The sequence below is a fragment of the Azospirillum sp. NS33 genome, from assembly GCF_059703765.1.
This window is the reverse complement of record NZ_BAAKJB010000005.1, coordinates 42,826-62,138: the sequence shown is the minus strand read 5'-3', so window position 1 is coordinate 62,138 and position 19,313 is coordinate 42,826. Positions and strand designations below refer to the sequence as shown.

Here is a 19,313-nt window from a genome sequence, read left to right as displayed (position 1 = left end):
TGCCAACAGGGGGCTAAGGAGAGACACCGCATGACCAGAATCACCCTAGCGACGACCGCCGTCCTCGCCGCGCTGCACGCCGGTTCGGCGTTGGCCCAGGACACCATCAAGATCGGCGTGACGGAGCCGCTGACCGGCGCGGTCGCCGCGTCCGGCAACTACGTCACCGACGGCGCCCGCATCGCCGAGGCCGTGGTCAACGCCAACGGCGGTGTTCTCGGCAAGACGATCGAGCTCGTCATCGAGGACAACAAGAGCAACCCCAAGGAGGCGGTCACCACCGCCGAGAAGCTGATCCTGCGCGACAAGGTGCCGGTGCTGATCGGCGCCTGGAGCTCGACCTTCACCCTCGCCGTCATGCCCAAGCTGATGGAGTACGGGGTGCCGATGGTGGTGGAGACCTCGTCGTCGGGCAAGATCACGACGGCGGGCAATCCCTGGATCTTCCGCATCGCCCCGACCTCGGCGATGGAGGCCAAGGCCTTCACCAAGGTCCTCGACCACTTCGACCCGCCCATCAAGAAGGTCGATTTCCTGTCGGTCAACAACGACTTCGGCCTGGGCGCCGCCAAGGCGTTCCAGGAGGAGCTGAAGGCCAAGGGCATCACCATCGGCGTGGTCGAGACCATGGCGCCGGAGGCCACCGACCTGTCGGCCCAGCTCACCAACATCAAGCAGTCCGGCGGCGACACGGTCATCGTCACCTCGGGCGTCGAGCAGATCACGCTCGCGGTGAAGCAGGCGGCCGAGCAGGGCCTCGACACCCGCATCCTGTCGACCGGCGGCTCCTTCCCCGGTGAGCTGATGCAGAAGGGGGCGCCCGGCAACGGCAGCTACCACCTGCTGTTCTTCCCGCCCTGGTTCCCGGAGAAGGCGGCCAACCCGGAGATCGCCAAGGGCTTCGTCGAGGCCTGGAAGGAGCGCGGCTACGAGTTCGCCGGCCTGACCGAGGGCTTCCGCGGCTACGACGCCGTGCTCACCGTCGTCGAGGCCATCAAGAAGGCCGGCAAGGCCGAGCCGGAGGCGATCCGCGACGCCCTGTGGACCACCGAGGTCAAGGGCGTCAACGGCGACATCGCCTTCCTTAAGGAGGGCCCGGAGGGCAAGGAGAGCGGGCAGAACGTGCCGAACGTTTACGTCGTCCACCTCAAGGACGGCGAGGTGTCGATGCCCTGAGGCAGGAGGGCGCGCCCCCTCTCCCCATTGGGGAGAGGGGTGGAGTGAGATGAGGAGCCCGGCCGGTTCCGCAACTGCGGGGGCGGCCGGGTTTTCTTTTGGGGCGGGCCACCTGGGTCCTGCCCAACTTATTTATTCAAGAATAAATTCGGCCCCAGATAAAGTCGGGAGGCTGGCGATGCACACGCGTCGACGGGCGCGCGTCAGGCCGTCCCCGCACACCCCCCCGGCCAAGCGGCCTATCCCCTCGACAGCGCGGCCGGCGGTACCACCTTTGTGGCGCGGACCACAAGGAGAGGGGAGGTTTCCGTGAGACATTGGGTGCTCGCCGCCGTCACGGCGGTTGGGGTGGCGGTCGGGGCGGGGATGGTGCCGGCGCCGGCCGCGGCGCAGATCGTCACCGGGACCGTCGTCTACGAGGTCGACGGCAAGCCCTACGAGGGGTTCTTCGCGCGCAACGCCGGGGATCCCGGCAACCAGCCGCTGGTCATCGTGATCCACGACTGGGACGGCCTCGACGCCTACGAACAGCGCCGCGCGGAGATGCTGGCCGAGCGGGGCTACGCCGCCTTCGCCGTCGACCTCTACGGCCAGGGCGTCCGGCCGAGCACGACCGACGACAAGAAGGCGCAGTCCGGCGCCCTCTACGCCGACCGCGCCGCCATGCGCCAGCGCCTGCAGGCCGGCCTGGAGACGGCGCGCGCCCAGGCCGGCGTCGACGGCGGCAAGGTCGCCGCCATGGGCTATTGCTTCGGCGGTGCGGCGGCCCTGGAATGGGCCCGCTCGGGCGCCGAACTCGCCGGCTTCGTGACGTTCCATGGCGGGCTGAAGACGCCGGCCGACCAGGGCTACGACACGGTCAAGGGGCCGATCCTGGTGCTGCACGGCACCAACGACCCGGCCGCGCCGATGAGCGAGGTGGCCGAGCTCGCCGCCGCCCTGAACGGCGCCGGCGTGGACTACCGCATGGAGCTCTACGGCGGCGCCAAGCACGCCTTCACGGTGTGGGGCACCCCCGACGCCGGCGCCGTCGCCTACGACCCGGTGGCCGACCGCCAGTCCTGGGACGAGGCCACCGGCTTCTTCGACCAGGTGCTGCGCTGACGCCGGGCGCCGCGGCGGGCGGGGCGGGCAGGCCTACTGCCAGCTCACCGACTCGCCGCGGCGCAGCCCGGTGGCCCGGGGCGGCGCCGTGCGGGCCGCGAGGTCGGCGCCGGGATGGCCGAACAGGTAGCCCTGGGCGAAGCGCACCCCCTGGGCGCGCACGAACGCGGCCTGCTCCTCGGTTTCGATCTGTTCGGCGATGATCTCGGCCTGGAGATGGCCGGCGATCTCGATGATCGACTGCAGGATCGCCCGCTCCCGGCCGCCCCGCACCGCCCCGCGCACCAGCGGGCCGTCCAGTTTCACGAAGTCCACCTTCAGCGCGCTCAACGACATGAACGAGGTGGTGCCGGCGCCGACGTCGTCCAGGCAGACCCGCACCCCCAGGGAGCGCAGGCGGTCGATGGCCCGGCCCAGCGCCGCGATGTCCTTCACCACGGCGGTTTCGGTGACCTCGACCAGGAGCTTGCGGCGCAGCGCCCCGCCCTCGACCAGCAGGCGTTCGAGCCGCTCCAGCAGGGCCGGGTCGGCCAGCGTGGCGGCCGAGGCGTTGACGGCGACGTCGGGCAGGGCCGACCCGGCCTCGCCGTGGCGCAACGCGTCGAGCACCGTCCCGAACACCAGCAGGTCGACCTCGCCGATCAGCCCGACGCTCTCGGCGAACTCGATGAAACCGGCCGGGGACGCCCCGTCGCCCAGCCGGATCAGCGCCTCCATGTGGTGCAGGCGCCGCCCGGCCATCGAGACGATGGGCTGGTAGACCATGCGGAAATCGCGCGCGTCGAGCACGCGGCGGCAGGCGCCGACCCGCGCCACCGAGTCCTTCAGCAGCGCCGCCATCGCGCCGCCGGCCCCGCCCACGCCCGATTCGCCGCCGGCGCGGGCGAACGCCTGCAGGGTGTAGGCCACCGCCCGCGCCGCATCGGCCGTCGGCATCGCCGATTCCCGGGTCAGGGCGACCTGCTGGAGCATCAGCGCCTCGCGCAGCGAATCGGCGCCGCGCTCCTCCAGGATGCGGTCGATGTCGCGACGGATCTCCTGGGCGGACAGCCCCTCGTCGTGGAGCACGGCGTAGCGGTCCTCGGCCAGGCGCGCCGCCCCGTCGCCGTCGGTGGAGATGGACAGCAGATAGGCTTCGAGCGCCAGCACGAGGTCCCGGTGGTCGTCCGACCGGCCGCCCTGCGCCGCCGCGTCGAGGCCGTCGAGGAGCATCAGCGACAGGCTCTGCGGGCGGTCCAGCGCGGCGCTCGCGCCGATCCGCGCCTCCAGCCCGTCGAGGAACGGGGCCAGGGTGGGAAGCCGCCCGTCGCGCAGGCGGTGGGCGACGCTGGCGCCGACGACCACCGACAGGAAGTTCGTGTCGGGGTAGAGCGGCAGCCGGCAGCCGCCGATCTGCGCGGCGATCGCCTGCCCGGAGGCGGTGCGCAGATGCACCCGGCAGGGATCGAGCTTGCCCTGCTCGGCCAGGCGCCGCAGCAGGCGCTTCAGGTAGGGTTGCTCGTCGGGCGGGCAGAACTCCATCAGGTTGCGGCCCACCAGGTCGTCGACCCGTCCGGTCACCAGGCCGCAGCGGGCGCCGGTGGCGTAGCCGATGGCGCCGTCCCCGTCGGTCTGGATCAGCAGATGCCCGCCGGCGAAGGCGAAGCCGATGAAGCGGTCGCGCAGCAGCGACGCTGCGGTTCGCGCTGGGTCCGCAAGCGGCGAGGCGGGCGGCTGAGCGGCGGACATCGTCTCGTCAACTCCATACCGGGGGGAGGGGAGGGCACCGCCGGCCGCTGCCGAGCGGCCCAGGCACACGACCGTCGCGACGGCGGGCCGCCCCGTTGCCCGCCCATCCGTTGCGCCCGTCGCTCAAGGGCCGTACTGATGGCTGGAAATCCGTAAAAGAAAGTATAAAATTCACGACAAAGCCGGCTGTAGCGGATCGTTACGGCAAGTGGTTTGATCTTCGGTCTGTGCAACCCGACATTGGGAAATATAGTATTCCTGCGCGTGTATGGCAATAAAGTGTTGCAGGGGTTCGGGGCCGTCACGCCGTCGGCGGGCGGCGCGGTGTCGGCGCCCGCGTCTTTGCGGACGGTGCCACAATGCCGCCGGATTGATGGGATAGCGACCGTCGGTTCCGGCGGACGATCATCGTGGCGGGCGGCCCGACGGGGCGCCGGTGCCCAGGAGAAACGGATTGGCGCGCAGTGCCGTGACCCACGCAGCCGCCCTCCTGCTGTCCCTGGCGGCGGCGGCGGCCATGCTCACCCTCGACCGGCTCGACCGCGAAAGCCGGGAGCAGGTCGCGCGCAACCAGGTGATGCACCAGCTGGGTGTCGCGCGCTCGCGCCTGGAAGGGTTGCTGTCGGCCTCCCTGCTGACCTCGCGCGGCATCGCCGCCCCGCTGCGGATGCAGGGCGGGCTGGTGCCGGCCGTGTTCGATCAGCTGGCGCGGCAGCTCATCGGGTCCCAGGACTACGTCCGCAACCTGGGCGTGGTTCAGGACATGGTCATCACCCGCGCCTACCCCGACAACTCGGTCGCCGGGACCGACCTGCGCGGCCTGCCCGACCAGATGGCCTCGGTGCAGCGGGCGGTCGCCGCGCGCGAGGCCGTCGTGTCGGGGCCCACCCCGGTGGTCCAGGGGGGGGAGGCGATCCTCGGCCGCCTGCCGGTGTTCGCTGACGACGACGGCGACCGTCCGGGCCGCCTGATCGCGACGATCTCGGTGGTGGTCGACGTGGAGCGGCTGCTGGCCCGCGCCGGCATCGAGGGCGATGGCGAGGGCGTCGCGGTGGCGGGGCTGGAGGACGGCGCGGTCCCGCTCGACCTGGCGATCCGCGGGCGCGACGGGCGCGGTGCCGACGGCGCGGTCTTCTTCGGCCGCGGCGCCCTCTTCACCGACCAATCCGTCACCACCGAGGTGGTGTTCCCCGGCGGCACCTGGCAGATCGCCGCCCGCCCGCACGGCGGCTGGGCGGCGGTGGTGCGCGACCCCACCATGCCCCGGCTGCTGGGCGGGGCCATCCTCGCCCTGCTGTGCGGCACGCTGTTCGGCCTCGCCCACCACGCCAACTGGCTGCGCCGCGCCCAGGAACAGGCGCGCGGCAGCGAGCAGCGCTACCGCACGCTGGTCGACACGGCGCCGGTCGCCATCTTCATCCACCAGGGCGGCCGCATCGTCTTCGTCAACGGCGAGGCGCTGCGCCTGGCCGACGCCGCCCGGCCGGAGGACCTGCTGGGCCGCCGCATCCTCGACCTCGTCCACCCCGACTGGCGCCATGTCGCGCGCCGTCCGCTGGATGCCCTGTCGGCCCTCACCACCACCGAGGAGGAGCGGGTGCTGACCCTGGCCGGCCGGCGCGCGGTGGTCGAGGTGGCGGCGGCCCCCTTCCATTTCGCCGGCGGCCCCGCCGTGCTGATCGCGGCGCGCGACATCACCCGGCGCAAGGAGGCCGAGGACGGCATCCAGGAGCTCAACCGCAGCCTGGAGCGCAAGGTGGAGGAGCGCACGCGGGCCCTGGAGGAGGCGCTGGAGGCGCTGCGCCGCGCCAAGGAGGGGGCGGAGGCGGCCAACCGCGCCAAGTCGCTGTTCCTCGCCCACATGAGCCACGAGCTGCGCACGCCGCTCAACGCCATCATCGGTTTCGCCGACGCCATGCGCCTGGGCGCCTTCGGCGACAAGACGATCCGCGAGTGCGCGCCCTACCTCGACGACATCGGCCGCTCGGGGCGCCATCTCTGCGCGCTGATCGACGACATCCTCGACCTCGCCAAGGTCGAGGCCGACGAGCTGCAGTTGCAGGACAGCCCGTTCGTGCCGGCCGAGGTCGCCGAGGAGGCGGTCCGTCTCGTCGAGCACCGGGCGGCGCAGGCCGGTGTCACCGTCGCGCTGGCCGTGCCGGATGACCTGCCGGTGCTGCGCGCCGACGCCCGCCGGGTGCTGCAGGTGCTGCTCAACCTGCTGACCAACGCCGTCAAGTTCACCCCCGGCGGCGGGCGGGTCACCCTGTCCGCGGCGATCGCTCCCGACGGCGCGATGGTTCTCGAGGTGGCCGACACCGGCATCGGCATCGCCGGCGAGGACCTGGCGCTGGTGCTGCAGCCCTTCGGCCAGGTCACCAGCGCGCTGCAGCGCAACCACGACGGCACCGGGCTCGGCCTGCCGCTGGCGCTGCGCTTCATGGAGGCCCATGGCGGCACGTTGACCCTGGACAGCCGGGTGGGGGAGGGGACGCGGGCGATTTGCCGCTTTCCCGCCGACCGGGTGGGCCGTGCCCTTCCCGCCGACCCGGCCTTGACCACAGAAAGCGATTGAGCTTCGCGCGCGAATCTGGCGTATACCCCCGGATCCCCGCCGCGGCCCGCCGTGCGTCGCGCGGCCCGGCGGCTTTCGCAAGAGGATGTGCGCATGATCAAGGTTGTCCGGGCCAAGCTTCACGGCATCCGCGTGACCGACGCCCACCTGGACTACCAGGGCTCGATCACGCTCGACCCCGACCACTGCGAGGCGGTGGGAATCCTGCCGCTGGAGTTCGTCGAGATCTGGAACAAGGCCTCGGGGGCGCGCATCAGCACCTATGTGATCTTCGGCGAGCGCGGCTCCGGCTGCTGCGTGCTGAACGGGGCGGCGGCGCGCACCTGCCAGCCCGGCGACACCGTGATCGTCGCCGCGTCCTGGTACGGCCAGCCCACCGAGATCGCCACCCTCAAGCCCCGGTTCGTCACCTTCGACGCGGACAACCGGATCGCCGGGCGGTTCTGCTACGACGTCACCGCCCGCGACGGCGGGGGCCACGACTTCGCCATCGTGCCGCTGCCGCTCCCGGCGCCCCAGGCCGGCGCCGGCCCGGCGGATGGCTGATCCAGCCGGCGCCCGCGCCCTGGTGTGCCGGCGCTTCGGCGAGCCGGCCCGGGCGCTGCGGCTGGAGCATGGCCCGGCGCCGGTCTGCCGGCCCGGCGACCTGCTGGTGCGGGTGACCGCCCGGGCCGTCAATCCGTCGGACCTGCTCACCGTGCGCGGCGCCTACGCCGCGACCACCGCGCTGCCCTTCGTTCCCGGGTTCGAGGGGGTGGGCGTGGTGGAGGGGGTCGGCCCGGGCGTGGACGCCGCCTGGGTCGGGCGGCGGGTGCTGGCGCTGCGTGGCGACGGCACGTGGCAGGACCTGGCGCGGGTGCCCGCCGCGTGGGCGGTGCCGGTTCCCGATGCCATGCCCGACCCCGTCGCCGCCCAACTCTACGTCAACCCGCTGTCGGTGCGGCGGATGCTGACCGAGGACCTGCGCCTGGCCCCTGGCGCGGTGGTCGTGGTGAACGCCGCCGGCTCGGCCTGCGGCCGTCTGGCGGCCGGCACCTGCGCCGAGCTGGGCCTGCGCATGGTGGCGCTGTGCCGCGGCGGCGCCCACGCCGCCGCGCTGCGGGAGCGTGGCGCCACCGCGGTGGTCGACACGACGCGCGAGGACCCGGCGGCGGCGGTGGCCCGGCTGACCGGCGGCGGCGGGGCGCAGGCGGCCCTCGACGCCGTGGGGGGCGACGCGGGGGCGGCCCTGGTCGCGCTGCTCGAGCCGGGGGCCACCATCCTGGCCTACGGCCTGCTGTCGGGAGCGCTGCTGGCGCGCGACCTGCCGGCGGCGCGGGCGCGCGGCGTCGCGGTGCGGTGGTTCTGGCTGAAGCCGTGGGTCGATGGCTGCACACCGGCGGCGTGGCACGCCGCCTTCGCCGCGGTGATCGACCGGGTGCTGGACGGCCGCCTCGACCTGCCGGTGGCCGGCCGCTTCGGTCTGGCCGACGTGGCCGCCGCGCTCGCCGCGGCGGCGGCGCCCGGCCGGGTCGGCAAGGTGGTGCTGGCGGGGTGAACGGGAACCGGCGATGATCGAGCTGCAGGACGTCCACCATGGCTTCGACGAGCGCCCGGTGCTGCGCGGCGTGACGCTCGCCCTGGCGGAGCGGCGGATCGGCGTGGTCGGCGCCAACGGCTCGGGCAAGAGCACCCTGGCCCGGCTGCTCAACGGGCTGGTGGTGCCCGACCGCGGCCGCGTGCTGGTGGACGGGCTGGACACCAGGGGCGAGGGGCGGGCGGTGCGCCGCCGCGTCGGCTTCGTCTTCCAGAATCCCGACGTGCAGATCGTCTACCCCACGGTCGAGGAGGACCTCGCCTTCGGGTTGAAGGCGATGCGGCTGGAGCGCGCCGAGATCGCGCGCCGCCTCGACGCGGCGCTGGCCCGCTACGGGCTGGCGGCGCACCGCCACCAGGCCGCCCACACGCTCAGCGGTGGCGAGAAGCAGCTGCTGGCCATCGCCGCCGTTTTGGCCATGGAACCGGCCTATGTGGTGTTCGACGAGCCGACCACGCTGCTCGACCTGCGCAACCGGCGCCGCGTCGCCGAGGCCATCGCCGGTCTGGCCCAGACCGCCATCGTGGTCACCCACGACCTCGACCTGCTGGCCGGCTTCGACCGCGTCGTGGTGCTGGCCGACGGCCGGATCGCGGTGGACGACGCGCCGGGGCCGGCGGTGAACGCCTATGTGGAGCGGCTGGCGTGACCCCCGGCCTCTACCTGCACCGGGACTCGCCGGTGCACGCCCTGCCGGCGGGGGCCAAGCTGGGCGGGCTGCTGGCGGTCGCGGCGGGGCTGCTGGCGCTGCCCGGGCTGTGGGCGCTGGCCGTCGGGGCGCCGCTGGGGCTGGCCCTGCTGATCGCCGCGCGGCTGCCCGTGGCGGCGGTGCTGGCCCAGCTGCGGCCGGTGTTCGCGGTCATGATCGTGTTCTTCGCCGCGCAGGCGGTGCTGGCCGGGCTCGGCTGGCTGGAGGGGCTGGCCGCGGCGGGGCGCTTCCTGGTGCTGGTGCTGCTGGCCACGGTGGTGACCCTGACCACGCGGGTCAGCGACATGGTGGCGTTGCTGGAACGGGTGTTCGCGGTGCTGCGTCCGTTCGGCGTCAATCCGGAGAAGCTGGCGCTGATGCTGGCCCTGGTGGTCCGCCTGGTGCCACTGCTGGTGGAGCAGGTCCGCGACATCCGCATGGCGCAGCGGGCGCGCGGCGTCGAGCGCAACCCGCTGGCGCTGTTCGTGCCGCTGGTGGTCAAGGTGATGGGGTTGGCCGATGCGCTGACCGAGGCGCTGGAGGCGCGCGGCTACGACCCCGCCGCCGGCAAGAGGAAGGAGGACGGGTCGTGACACTCGACACGCGCGACATGGTGCTGTGCGCTCTCTTCGCCGCCGTGGTGGCGGCGCTCGGCCTGGTGCCGCCGATCCCGCTGGGCTTCCTGCCCGTGCCGATCACCGCCCAGACCCTTGGGGTGATGCTGGCCGGGGCGGTGATCGGGCCGCGGCGCGGCGCCATCGCCATGGTCCTGTTCCTGATCCTGCTGGCGGCCGGCCTGCCGCTGCTGGCCGGCGGGCGGGGCGGCGTCGGCGCCGTCTTCGGCCCCACCGCGGGCTTCCTGCTGGCGTGGCCGGCCGGCGCCTTCACCGTGGGCTGGCTGGCCGGGCGGTTGGGTGTCGGTGCGCGGCCGCTGCCGCTCTTCGCGTGCTGCGCCGTGGGCGGCATCGCCGTCCTCTACGCCGGCGGCATCCCCTGGCTGGCGCTGGTCGCCGGGGTGCCATGGGACAAGGCGGCCATGGGCACGCTGGCCTTCGTGCCGGGCGACCTCATCAAGGCCGGCGCGGCGGCGGCGGTGGCCGCCACCTTGCGGCGGGTGCGGCCGCTGGAGGCGGCGCGGCGGTGAGCCTGCTGGCCCCGTTCGCGGACCACGCCCGGCGCCGCCCCGGGCGGCCGGCCCTCCGCTTCGGCGAAACCGCCGTCGCCTACGGCGCGCTGTTCGAGGCCGCGTGCCGGTTCGCCGCCGGGGTTGGCCGGGGCGACCGGGTGGCGCTCGACCTCGGCAACCATCCGGCCTTTCCCGAGGCGTTCCTCGGCACCGTGCTCGGCGGCGGCGCGGTGGCCCTGCTCGACCCCAAATGGAGCGCGGTCCAGCGCGCCGCGGCGCTGGAGACGGTGCGCCCGCAGCGGGTGGTGGACGCCGGCGCGGCGGGGCGCTGGCGGGGCGGCGCCGCCGTCGATCCGGTCGACGCCGGTCCCGGGACGCCCTTCCTGATCGGCTTCACCTCCGGCACCACCGGGCGGCCCAAGGCGTTCATCCGCAGCCAGGGGTCGTGGACCGCCAGCCTGGAGGCCAGCCGGGCCGAGTTCGCGATCGGCGCCGACGACGCCGTGCTGATTCCCGGGCCGCTGGTCCACGGCCTCGGCCTCTACGCCCTGGTGGAGGGGCTGGCCGCCGGCGCCTGCGTCCACGTGATGGAGCGCTTCGACGCGGCGGCGGCCGTCGAGCGGCTGGACGTCCACGGCCTCACCACGCTGGTGGCGGTGCCGACCATGCTGGTGGCCCTGCTCGACGCCGTCGAGGGACGCGGTCTTCGCCTGCCGGCCCTGCGCCGGGTCGTCGCCTCCGGCGCGACGCTGCCGCCGGCGCTGCACGAGCGCCTCGCCGCCGCGTTTCCGGCGGCCGCGGTGTTCGCGTATTACGGCGCCTCCGAACTGAGCTTCGTCAGCGTGCTGGCGTCGCCGGAGGGGGGGCCGGCCGACAGCGTCGGCCGGGCCTTCCGCGGCGTGGAGCTGGCGGTGCGCCGCGACGACGGGACGCCCGCCGCCGCGGGCGAGGTCGGCACCGTGTGGGTGCGCAGCGCCATGCTGAGCGACGGCTATCTCGGCGACCGAGGCGGCGACGGCAGCGGCTTCCGGCGCGACGGCGGGGGATGGGCGACGGTCGGCGACCTCGGGTCGCTCGACGCCGCGGGCTGGCTGCGCCTGGCCGGGCGCGCCGGCGACATGATGATCTCCGGCGGCCTCAACGTCTACCCGGCGGAGGTCGAGGCGGTGCTGCGCGCGGCACCGGGCGTGGCCGAGGCGGTGGTGTTCGGCCTTCCCGATCCCTATTGGGGCGACGCCGTGGCCGCGGCGCTGTGGTGGCGGGACGGGGCGGCCCGCGACGCCGGGGTGGTCCGCGCGTGGTGCCGCCAGCGCCTCGAGGCGTACAAGTGCCCGCGCCGCCTGTTCACCGCCGGCGACACGCCGTTGACCGGCAGCGGCAAGATCGCCCGCGCCGAGGTGCGGCGCCGGGCGCTGGCCGGCGACGTCCGGCTGGCGGCGCTGGACTGACCGGCCCGGTGGCGCGGGACCCGCGGCGGCCGGCCATGCCGCCGGGAGCGTGGCGGGATCGCGGGTTGCAAGCTTACATCGTGTGGGTTACAAAAAAACGATCGGGCGTTCCAGTCGTTGGTGCAACTTCCGGCCATTCGCCATGCCATCTATTTGCATGCGTTGCAACTGCGGCTTGAAGATCCCGCGCGACGGGCGAGTGACGGCGGAAACAATTTGTTTCATTTCTTTCGTTGACGGGGTGGGCGAGTGGCTTACACTGCTGCCCCAGCGCCCCGTCACTCGGTCTGCTTGCCTTTCATGCTTCCCAAAGATTCAGCGGCGCCTCGTCGGCCGACGGACGGTCCCGCCGCGACGGGTCGATTGACCGCGTTCGGGCTGTGGTCGGCGTGTCTCCTGTGCGCCGCCATTCTGCTCGTGCTGGCCGCGGTGCCGGTCGGCCGTGACGCCAACGCCGCCATCTCGGTGGTGATCGTCGCCGTCGCCTTCGTGCTGGGCCGCTTCGCCGAGACCTCGTGGCACGCCCGGACGGTGACGGTGCTGCTGCTGGCGTTCATCACCCTGCGCTACTTCATGTGGCGTCTCAGCGGGACGCTGCCCCCGGTGGAGGAGACGCCGGACTTCATCGCCGGCGCCATCCTGCTGGCGGCGGAGCTGATGACCTTCGCCATGTTCTTCCTGTCGCTGTTCGTCATCCTGGACCCGATCCAGCGCCAGCCCAAGGCGCCGGTGGGGGACCCGGCGGCCTGGCCGACCGTCGACGTGCTGATCCCCAGCTACAGCGAGGAGCCGGAGCTGCTGGAGACCACCCTGGCGGCGGCGCTGGCCATCGACTACCCGCGCGACCGGTTCCGGGTCTTCCTGCTCGACGACGGCGGCACCGATGAGAAGATCGCGCAGGCCGATGCCGCCGCGGCCGACGCCGCGCGCGACCGGCGCCGCGTCCTGCGCGCCATGTGCGCCCGCATGGGGGTGGACTACATCGCCCGCGAACGCAACGTCCACGCCAAGGCCGGCAACATCAATTTCGCCCTGCAGCGGACCACCGGCGAGTACGTCCTGATCCTCGACGCCGACCACGTCCCCACCGTCGACTTCCTGCGCTCCACCGTCGGCTTCCTGCAGGAGGACGCCGACCTGTTTCTGGTCCAGACCCCTCATTTTTTCGTCAATCCGGATCCCGTCGAGTACAACCTGCACACCTTCGACCGCATGCCGGGCGAGAACGAGATGTTCTATTATTCGATCCAGCCGGGGCTGGACCGCTGGAACGCCTCGTTCTTCTGCGGGTCGGCGGCGCTGCTGCGGCGCAGCGCCCTGGAGGAGGTGGGAGGCATCGCCACCGGCACCATCACCGAGGACTGCGAAACCGCGCTCGAGCTGCACGCCCGGGGCTGGAAGAGCGTCTATCTTCCCCGCCCCATGGTCGCCGGCCTGCAGCCCGTCACCTTCGCCAGCTTCATCGTCCAGCGCTCGCGCTGGGCCCAGGGGATGATTCAGCTCTTCCTGCTGCGCAACCCGCTGTTCAAGCGTGGCCTGACCATTCCCCAGCGCATCTGCTACACCAGCACCATGATCTTCTGGTTCTTCTGGTTCTGGCGGCCGGTGTTCATGCTGGCGCCGCTGTGCTACGCCTTCTTCGGCCTGGAGATCTTCCGGATCAACCTTTACGACTTCGTCTGCCTGGTGCTGCCCCACATCTTCTCCGCCCTGTTCCTGGCCCACCTGCTGCACGGGCGGACGCGGTGGCCGCTGTTCTCGGAGCTCTACGAGTACGTGATGTCACTGCACGTCGGGCGGGCGGCGATCGCGGCCATGCTCAATCCGCGCAAGCCCTCCTTCGCGGTCACCGCCAAGGATGAGTCGGTGGCGGAGAACCGCTTTTCCGAGCTCGCGGCGCCCTTCGTCGTGATGGCGCTGCTCCTGCTGGCCGGACTGGTCCTGTGCGTCTGGCGCTACGTCGCCATTCCCGAGCAGGGCAACGCCCTGGTGCCCATCATCGTGTGGAACGCCTTGAGCTTCGTACTCGCCGCCAGCGGCGTCGCCGTGGTCTACGAGCGCAAGCGCGTGCGCCGGCAGGAGCGCATCGCCATGAACCTGCCCGGCGTGCTGACGCTGGGCGACGGCGGCGAGGTCCCGGTGACGGTGCTCGACGTGTCGGCCGGCGGCCTCGGGCTGCGCGCCGAGGCGCAGTGGCGCAGCCGCCTGGCCGAGGCGGCGGAGGGCGTCGTCGCGGTGCAGGACCCGCTGGACGGCGACCCGCTGCGCGTCACCGTGCGTCTCACCCGCAGCCAGACCAAGCCGGGCGACGTCCACCTCGGCGCCGGCTTCGCGCCCAAGGACCGCGACGAGATGCTCACCGTGTCGCGGCTGGTGTTCGGCAACAGCGCGGGCTGGGAGGCCTGGATCGGGCGCAAGCGCACCAACCGGCCCAGCCTGCTGCTCGGGTTCGGCTACTTCTTCCTGCGCATCCTGCCCCGCGCCGCCGTGGCGATGACCGTCCTGGCCGGGCTGGGGCTGCGCCGCCTGGCCGGACGCCGGGGCGTGGAGCGGGCATGATCCGGCTGGCGGCGATCACCCGCGCCCTCGCCCTGGCGGGGGCGGTGCTCGGTCTGGGGGCGGCGCTGCTGATCGCCGGCGCCGGCGCGGCCGCGGCGGAGCAGCGCTTCGTCCCCCTGTCGAACCTGCGCGGCGGCGCGGCCCAGGCCGAGCTGTCCGGCGAGCTGGACGAGGCGACCTTCACCGCCGTGCTGCCGCCGATGGCGTCCCTGACCCAGGTGGTGCTGACCCTGGTCTACGAGAACGGCATCGATGTGCTGCCCGAGCACAGCCGTCTCTCCATCACCCTCAACGGCGAGGCGCTGGCGGAGCTGCCGATGACCGCCTACCGCGGCCCGGTGACCGCGGCGATCACGCTGCCGGTGGAGCGGCTGCGCGCCGGCGCGAACCGCATCACGATCCGCCAGGACGCCCGCCACCGGGTGTTCTGCAACGTCCGCGGGACGTTCGACCTGTGGTCGCGCCTGCACCTCGCGCGCTCCGGGCTGCGCCTGGTCAGCGCCGGGCCGGCGCCGACGCCGACCCTGGCGATGCTGCCCGACCTGCTCGCCGCCAGCGACCGCGCCGACCAGCCGCTGACCCTGGTCCGGCCCGAGGCGGCCATGCGCGCCGACCAGCTCGGGTGGTCGGCGCTGGCCGCGCAGGCCTACGCCCGGGCGCTCGGCACGGTGGCGCCGCGGGTGGAGACGCGGTCGCTGGCCGCCACCCGGGACAGCGGGGTGGTGCCGGGCGCCAAGGCCGTGGTCATCGGCACCCGTGGCGACCTCGCCGGGATCGCCCCGCCGGAGGCGGTGCAGCAGATGACCGGACCGTTCCTGGGTGTCTATCCGCAGCCCGGCGCGGCCGGCGGATTCCTGTTGGTGGTCGGCGGCCGCACACCGCAGGAGGTGGACCGCGCCGTGCTGCGGCTCTGGGACCTGCGGCGGCCGCTGCCGCCGCAGGCGGCGACGGTGCTCGACCCGGCATCCGCCCTGGAGCCGGCCTCGGCCCTGGCGGCGGCCGACCCGCCACTGCGCGCCGGCCGGCTGCGGCTGGCCGATCTCGGGTTCGAGACCCTGGCCCACGGCGGCTACCGGTTCCGCGCCGGCGTCGACCTGCGCCTGCCCACCGACTTCAAGCCGATCGCCGACAGCACCGCGGCCTTGCGCGTCGACGCCTCGTTCGACACCGAGGTCGGCCGGGGGGCGGTGCTGAACGTCGTCGTCAACGACCACGTCGCCGGGTCGCTCGATCTGGCGGACCGGTCGAGCGGCGACCTGCGCCACGCCGAGATCCGCGTGCTGATGTCGGCGTTCCGCCCCGGCCCCAACCGGGTGGAGTTCGTGGCCGAGCTGGCGCCGGGCCAGGAGCTGGACTGCGCCTACGTGGTGCGCCGGCCCAGCTTCACCCTCTACGCCTCGACCGAGCTGGAGATCCCGGCCTTCGCCCGCCTGGTGTCGCTGCCCGATCTCGGGCTGACGGCGCGCACCGCGGTGCCGCTGGTGCCGCCGTCGCGCGCGGGGGCGGGCGTCCCCTTCGACCTGGTGGTGGTGGGCAGCGACGAGGGCTGGTACGGCGCCGCGCTCACCCTGCTGGGCCGGCTCGGCCAGGGCGCGGACACCCTGCTGTGGCCGGTCCCGCACGTCGGGTGGACGCTCCCGGTGGACCGCAACGCCCTGGTGGTCGGCCCGGTCGGTCAGCTTCCCCAGGCGGCGCTGCGCAACGACAACGTGACGCCGGGCTGGCTGTCCGGCGTGCTGGAGGCGGGCACCCGGCTGTCCCAGGTGGCGGCCGCCGGCGACAGCTTTCCCGACGAGGAGCGGCGGCGCATCGCCGAACGCTTGGCCCAGCTCGGCTCCGGCGGGGCCGGCGGCGGCCCGCTGGACGCCGGCCGGCGGGCGGCGGCGGCCGGTGGCGGCGGGGTGGGCGGCGGCGGGGTGGACGGCGGCCGGCTGGACGGCGGCGACCCGGCGTCGCGCTGGACGCGCGGCCAGGGCGGCGACGAGGCCGCCGCGCCGGATTCGTGGCGGCACAGCCTGCTGGCCGTGCTCGACGCGGTCAGCGGCTTCGACGTGGCCGGCGGCGACCGCGCCCGGGGCGAGCGGCCGACCGTGCCCCGCCTCGACGGCACGCTGCCCGACGCCGCCCTGCTTCAGATCGTCGCCACCGACGGGGGGCGGCGCACCTGGACGGTGCTGACCGGCCTCGACGGCACCACGGTGGAACGCGCGACGGCGCGGATGGTGACGGCCACGCCCTGGGCGCAGCTGGACGGCAGCACCGCCCTTTGGCAGAGTGTCGGTGGCCCCGTCCGGGCGGTGTTCCCGACGACGACCTACGCGGTCATCGACGACTGGTACGATCCCCGCAATCTCTTCCTCATCCTGGCCAGCCTGCTGTCGCACCGGATCGACGTCCTGTTCGGGCTCCTGCTCGGCACGGTGCTGGTGCTGGCCGTCGCCATGCACGCGCTGCTGCGGCGCGGGCGGCGGCGCTAGAGCGTGGTGGTGCCGATGACGACGCGATCCAGCCCCGCGACCCCCTCCCGCCGCGCGGTCATCGCCGCCGCCGCCGCGCTGGCGGCGGGGACCGGCGCCGCCCCGGCCCCGGCCCGGGCCCTGGCGGCGGCCGGCGCCCTGCCGGCGGCGGAGTGGCGCGGCTTCGTGGACCGTTTCGTGACCGCCGAGGGGCGGGTCGTCGACATCGGCAACCGGGCCATCAGCCATTCCGAGGGGCAGGGGTACGGGATGCTGCTGGCGGTCGCCGCCGGCGACCGCGCCGTCTTCGACCGCCTGTGGGAATGGACGCGGCGCACCCTGGCGGTCCGCGACGACGGGCTGCTGGCCTGGAAATGGGAGGAGGGCAGGGGGGTTCCCGACCCCAACAACGCCTCCGACGGGGATGCGCTGATCGCCTGGGCGCTGCTGCGGGGGGCGGAGGCCTGGGCCGACCCGGCGCTGCGCCCGCCGGTCGACGCCGCCCTGGCCGCCCTGCGCGACCGGGTGGTGGTGCGGCACGCCGGCATGACCCTGCTGCTGCCGGGACGCGAGGGGTTCCGCCGCGACGCCGCCGTGGTGGTCAACCCCAGCTACCTCGTGCTGCCCGCCTTCCGCGCCTTCGCCGCGGTCGACGGCCAGGGGCCGTGGAACGACCTGATCCACTCCGGGCTGGTGCTGCTGGCCAAGGCCCGGTTCGGCCAGTGGCAACTGCCGCCGGACTGGGCGCAGGTCGACCCCGCCGGCGCGGTGTCGCTGCCCGACGGCTTCGCCCGGCAGTTCGGCTACGACGCCATCCGGGTGCCGTTGTACCTGGCCTGGGCCGGATACGAGGACCCCTACTATTTCCGCCCCTACGCCGCCTTCGCCGCCCGCCACGACGGCGGGCCCATCCCGGCCACGGTGTCGCTGCCCGGCGGCACCACCGGCCAGGTCGCGGCGTCGCGCGGCATGCTCGCCGTCTACCGCCTGGCGACGCGGATCGCCAACACCGGCAACGCCGTCGCCGTGCCGCCGGGGGCGGAGGGCGACACCTACTATTCGACCGTCCTCGGCCTGCTCACCCGGATGGCCGAGCACAGCATAGGGCTGTCACCATGACGCGCAGCGCCCTCGTCACCCTGGCCGTCCTGCTCGCCCTCGCCGCCCGGCCGGGAGCGGCGCAGACGCCGGAGCGGTCGCCGCACGCCCTGGCGCCCGGCGTCGAGGTCGACCTGCAGGGCCCGGAGGGCGGCGGCCCCGGCGCCGGCGGGATCGACGTGACGGCGCTGCGCTATTACGCCCGCATCGGCGACGTCGCCCGCCTGGAGGCGGAGATCGCCCGCCTCAAGGCGATCGATCCGACCTGGCAGCCGCCCGGCGACCTGTTCGCCCCCCAGGCGGCGCCGTCGGGGGTGGACGAGACGCCGATCTGGCAGCTGCTGTCCGCCGGCGCGCTGGCCGAGGCCCGGGCCGCCATCGCCGAGCAGCGGCGCACCGCCCCGGACTGGGTGCCGTCGGAGGGTCTGGCCACCGAGCTGGAGCGCGCCGAGGGTGCCGCCCGTGCCCGCGCCGCCAGCGACGCCGGGAACTGGCAGGAGGTGGTGGACGCGGCCCAGCGCGACCCGCAGATCCTCGCCTGCAACCGTCTCGACACCATGTGGCGGACCGCCCAGGCCCAGGCCGAGCTGGGGCGCACAGCGCAGGCCTACGACCTCTACCGCCGGGTGATGGTGGAATGCCCGGACGCCGCCGACCGCCGCGCCACCCTGTTCAAGGCGGCCCCCTACCTGGACCAGGACCAGCTCCGGGCTCTGGCCGAGCTCGGTGCGACCCCGGCGGAGGGGGCCGCGGGGCAGGACTTCGGCGCGGTGCGCGAGGGTCTGGCGGAGCTGGGCGCCGGGCGCATCCTGGAGCGCCTGTCGGACCCCAAGGCGGCCGTGCCGCCCGAGGATCTCGCCCGCGCCGAGGCCTTCGTGCGCGAGCGGCGCTCCGCCGACGCGGCGCTGGCGCTGGGCTGGTACCACCAGAACCGGCGCCAGCACGAGGCCGCGCGCGCCTGGTTCGCCCGCGCCGCGGAGTGGGAGCCGAGCGACCGCGCCGCGGAGGGGCTGGTGCTGGCGCTGGCCGGGCTGGGCCGGCGCGACGAGGCGCTGGCCATGGCCAAGCCCTGGCTGTCCGACTCCCCCCGGGTCGCCCGCGCCGCCGAGAGCCTGCGCCGCGGCGGCGGGGGCGGCGGCGGGGGAGGGGGGCGGCCCGACCCGGCGGCGCAGGCCTGGGCCGGCATCCGCCAGGCGGTCGCCGCCCGCGACTGGAGCCGCTGCCTGGCGCTCACCACCGGGGAACGGCGCGCCGGGCGGGCCACCGCAGCCCTGGTCCAGCAGAGCGGCTGGTGCCTGATGGAGCTGAAGCGCACCACCGAGGCCGAGCTGGCGTTCCGCGAGGCCGAGACCATGGCCGCCACCGCCGGCGCCCAGGAGGCCCGCGCCCGGGACGCGGAGCGTCTGGCCGACGAGGCGCGCTACGGCTCGATGATCGCCCGCCTGAAGCGCGACGACACCGCCGCGGTGCTGCGCGACCTGCCCGACTCCGGGTTGAGCGCCGTGCAGCAGCGCAACATCCGGGCCGACGCCTACGGCGAGCTGGCGCTGCGCGCCTACGACGAGAAGCGCTACCGCGACACGCTGCGCCTGCTCGACGCCCGGCGCGAGCTGGTGCCGGAGACCCGCGGCCTGACCCTGATGCGGGGGTGGTCGCTCTACAACACCCGGCGGACCGCCGAGGCGCTGGACATCTTCGAGGAGCTGGACCGGCGCCTCAGCACGCCCGACACCCGCAACGCGATCGACGTGGTGCGGCTGTCGCAGTACGGGGGATGAG

General features: G+C 74.2%; 14 protein-coding genes. 13 read left to right on the top strand and 1 reads right to left on the bottom strand.

Translation table 11 applies throughout. The features are described from left to right. Positions 1 to 30: 30 nt before the first annotated feature. Together AC6H2I_RS06685 and AC6H2I_RS06680 are read left to right on the top strand one after the other, a co-directional pair. The gene (locus tag AC6H2I_RS06685) at positions 31 to 1,176 is read left to right on the top strand and encodes an ABC transporter substrate-binding protein (RefSeq protein ID WP_497499808.1); all 1,146 of its coding nucleotides are present in this window, start codon (positions 31 to 33) and stop codon (positions 1,174 to 1,176) included. Positions 1,177 to 1,485: 309 nt separating this feature from the next. Then, on the top strand, positions 1,486 to 2,280 hold the full coding sequence (locus tag AC6H2I_RS06680; protein WP_497499807.1) for a dienelactone hydrolase family protein: 795 nt from the start codon (positions 1,486 to 1,488) through the stop codon (positions 2,278 to 2,280). 33 nt (positions 2,281 to 2,313) lie between these two features. Here the strand turns inward: AC6H2I_RS06680 and AC6H2I_RS06675 are convergent, their stop codons facing one another. Further along, positions 2,314 to 4,008 carry an EAL domain-containing protein gene (locus AC6H2I_RS06675; RefSeq protein WP_497499806.1) on the bottom strand — a complete coding sequence of 565 codons (1,695 nt, stop codon included), beginning with the start codon at positions 4,006 to 4,008 and terminating at the stop codon, positions 2,314 to 2,316. Between the two features lie 469 nt (positions 4,009 to 4,477). On the opposite strand from AC6H2I_RS06675, the gene AC6H2I_RS06670 reads away from it, so the two are divergent. The 11 genes from AC6H2I_RS06670 to AC6H2I_RS06620 all read left to right on the top strand — a co-directional run bounded on the left by AC6H2I_RS06670 (position 4,478) and on the right by AC6H2I_RS06620 (position 19,312). Further along, positions 4,478 to 6,583: a sensor histidine kinase gene (locus tag AC6H2I_RS06670; RefSeq protein WP_497499805.1), complete on the top strand. Its 2,106-nt coding sequence runs from the start codon at positions 4,478 to 4,480 to the stop codon at positions 6,581 to 6,583. A gap of 93 nt (positions 6,584 to 6,676) precedes the next feature. Further along, on the top strand, positions 6,677 to 7,129 hold the full coding sequence (gene panD, locus AC6H2I_RS06665) for an aspartate 1-decarboxylase (RefSeq protein WP_497499804.1): 453 nt from the start codon (positions 6,677 to 6,679) through the stop codon (positions 7,127 to 7,129). Beyond that, positions 7,122 to 8,120: a zinc-dependent alcohol dehydrogenase family protein gene (locus tag AC6H2I_RS06660; protein WP_497499803.1), complete on the top strand. Its 999-nt coding sequence runs from the start codon at positions 7,122 to 7,124 to the stop codon at positions 8,118 to 8,120. The genes panD and AC6H2I_RS06660 overlap by 8 nt, the downstream gene beginning before the upstream one ends. A 13-nt stretch (positions 8,121 to 8,133) precedes the next feature. After that, positions 8,134 to 8,808, top strand: coding sequence for an energy-coupling factor ABC transporter ATP-binding protein (locus AC6H2I_RS06655; protein WP_497499802.1), 675 nt, complete (start codon positions 8,134 to 8,136; stop codon positions 8,806 to 8,808). Further along, the gene (locus AC6H2I_RS06650; protein WP_497499801.1) at positions 8,805 to 9,440 is read left to right on the top strand and encodes an energy-coupling factor transporter transmembrane component T family protein; all 636 of its coding nucleotides are present in this window, start codon (positions 8,805 to 8,807) and stop codon (positions 9,438 to 9,440) included. The genes AC6H2I_RS06655 and AC6H2I_RS06650 overlap by 4 nt, the downstream gene beginning before the upstream one ends. Continuing rightward, positions 9,437 to 9,991, top strand: coding sequence for a biotin transporter BioY (locus AC6H2I_RS06645; RefSeq protein ID WP_497499800.1), 555 nt, complete (start codon positions 9,437 to 9,439; stop codon positions 9,989 to 9,991). Before AC6H2I_RS06650 ends, AC6H2I_RS06645 begins: the two co-directional genes overlap by 4 nt. Beyond that, a complete protein-coding gene (locus AC6H2I_RS06640; protein WP_497499799.1) occupies positions 9,988 to 11,421 on the top strand; it encodes a class I adenylate-forming enzyme family protein in 1,434 nt (477 codons plus the stop codon). Before AC6H2I_RS06645 ends, AC6H2I_RS06640 begins: the two co-directional genes overlap by 4 nt. A gap of 363 nt (positions 11,422 to 11,784) precedes the next feature. After that, entirely contained in the window at positions 11,785 to 13,980 is a 2,196-nt protein-coding gene (bcsA, locus tag AC6H2I_RS06635) for a UDP-forming cellulose synthase catalytic subunit (RefSeq protein WP_497499798.1), read from the top strand. Beyond that, positions 13,977 to 16,457 (top strand): cellulose biosynthesis cyclic di-GMP-binding regulatory protein BcsB, encoded by a 2,481-nt coding sequence (locus AC6H2I_RS06630; RefSeq protein ID WP_497499797.1) that lies wholly within the window; start codon positions 13,977 to 13,979, stop codon positions 16,455 to 16,457. Before bcsA ends, AC6H2I_RS06630 begins: the two co-directional genes overlap by 4 nt. A gap of 15 nt (positions 16,458 to 16,472) precedes the next feature. Then, positions 16,473 to 17,555 (top strand): family 8 glycosyl hydrolase, encoded by a 1,083-nt coding sequence (locus tag AC6H2I_RS06625; protein ID WP_497499796.1) that lies wholly within the window; start codon positions 16,473 to 16,475, stop codon positions 17,553 to 17,555. Next, entirely contained in the window at positions 17,552 to 19,312 is a 1,761-nt protein-coding gene (locus AC6H2I_RS06620; RefSeq protein WP_497499795.1) for a tetratricopeptide repeat protein, read from the top strand. Before AC6H2I_RS06625 ends, AC6H2I_RS06620 begins: the two co-directional genes overlap by 4 nt. Position 19,313: the final 1 nt, after the last annotated feature.

Bases quoted from the DNA above. Each gene is read 5' to 3' on its own strand.
- AC6H2I_RS06685 (WP_497499808.1), top strand. From the start codon at position 31: ATGACCAGAATCACCCTAGCGACGACCGCCGTCCTCGCCGCGCTGCAC.
- AC6H2I_RS06630 (WP_497499797.1), top strand. From the start codon at position 13,977: ATGATCCGGCTGGCGGCGATCACCCGCGCCCTCGCCCTGGCGGGGGCG.
- AC6H2I_RS06675 (WP_497499806.1), bottom strand. From the start codon at position 4,008: ATGTCCGCCGCTCAGCCGCCCGCCTCGCCGCTTGCGGACCCAGCGCGA.
- panD (WP_497499804.1), top strand. From the start codon at position 6,677: ATGATCAAGGTTGTCCGGGCCAAGCTTCACGGCATCCGCGTGACCGAC.
- AC6H2I_RS06660 (WP_497499803.1), top strand. From the start codon at position 7,122: ATGGCTGATCCAGCCGGCGCCCGCGCCCTGGTGTGCCGGCGCTTCGGC.
- AC6H2I_RS06625 (WP_497499796.1), top strand. From the start codon at position 16,473: ATGACGACGCGATCCAGCCCCGCGACCCCCTCCCGCCGCGCGGTCATC.
- AC6H2I_RS06620 (WP_497499795.1), top strand. From the start codon at position 17,552: ATGACGCGCAGCGCCCTCGTCACCCTGGCCGTCCTGCTCGCCCTCGCC.
- AC6H2I_RS06655 (WP_497499802.1), top strand. From the start codon at position 8,134: ATGATCGAGCTGCAGGACGTCCACCATGGCTTCGACGAGCGCCCGGTG.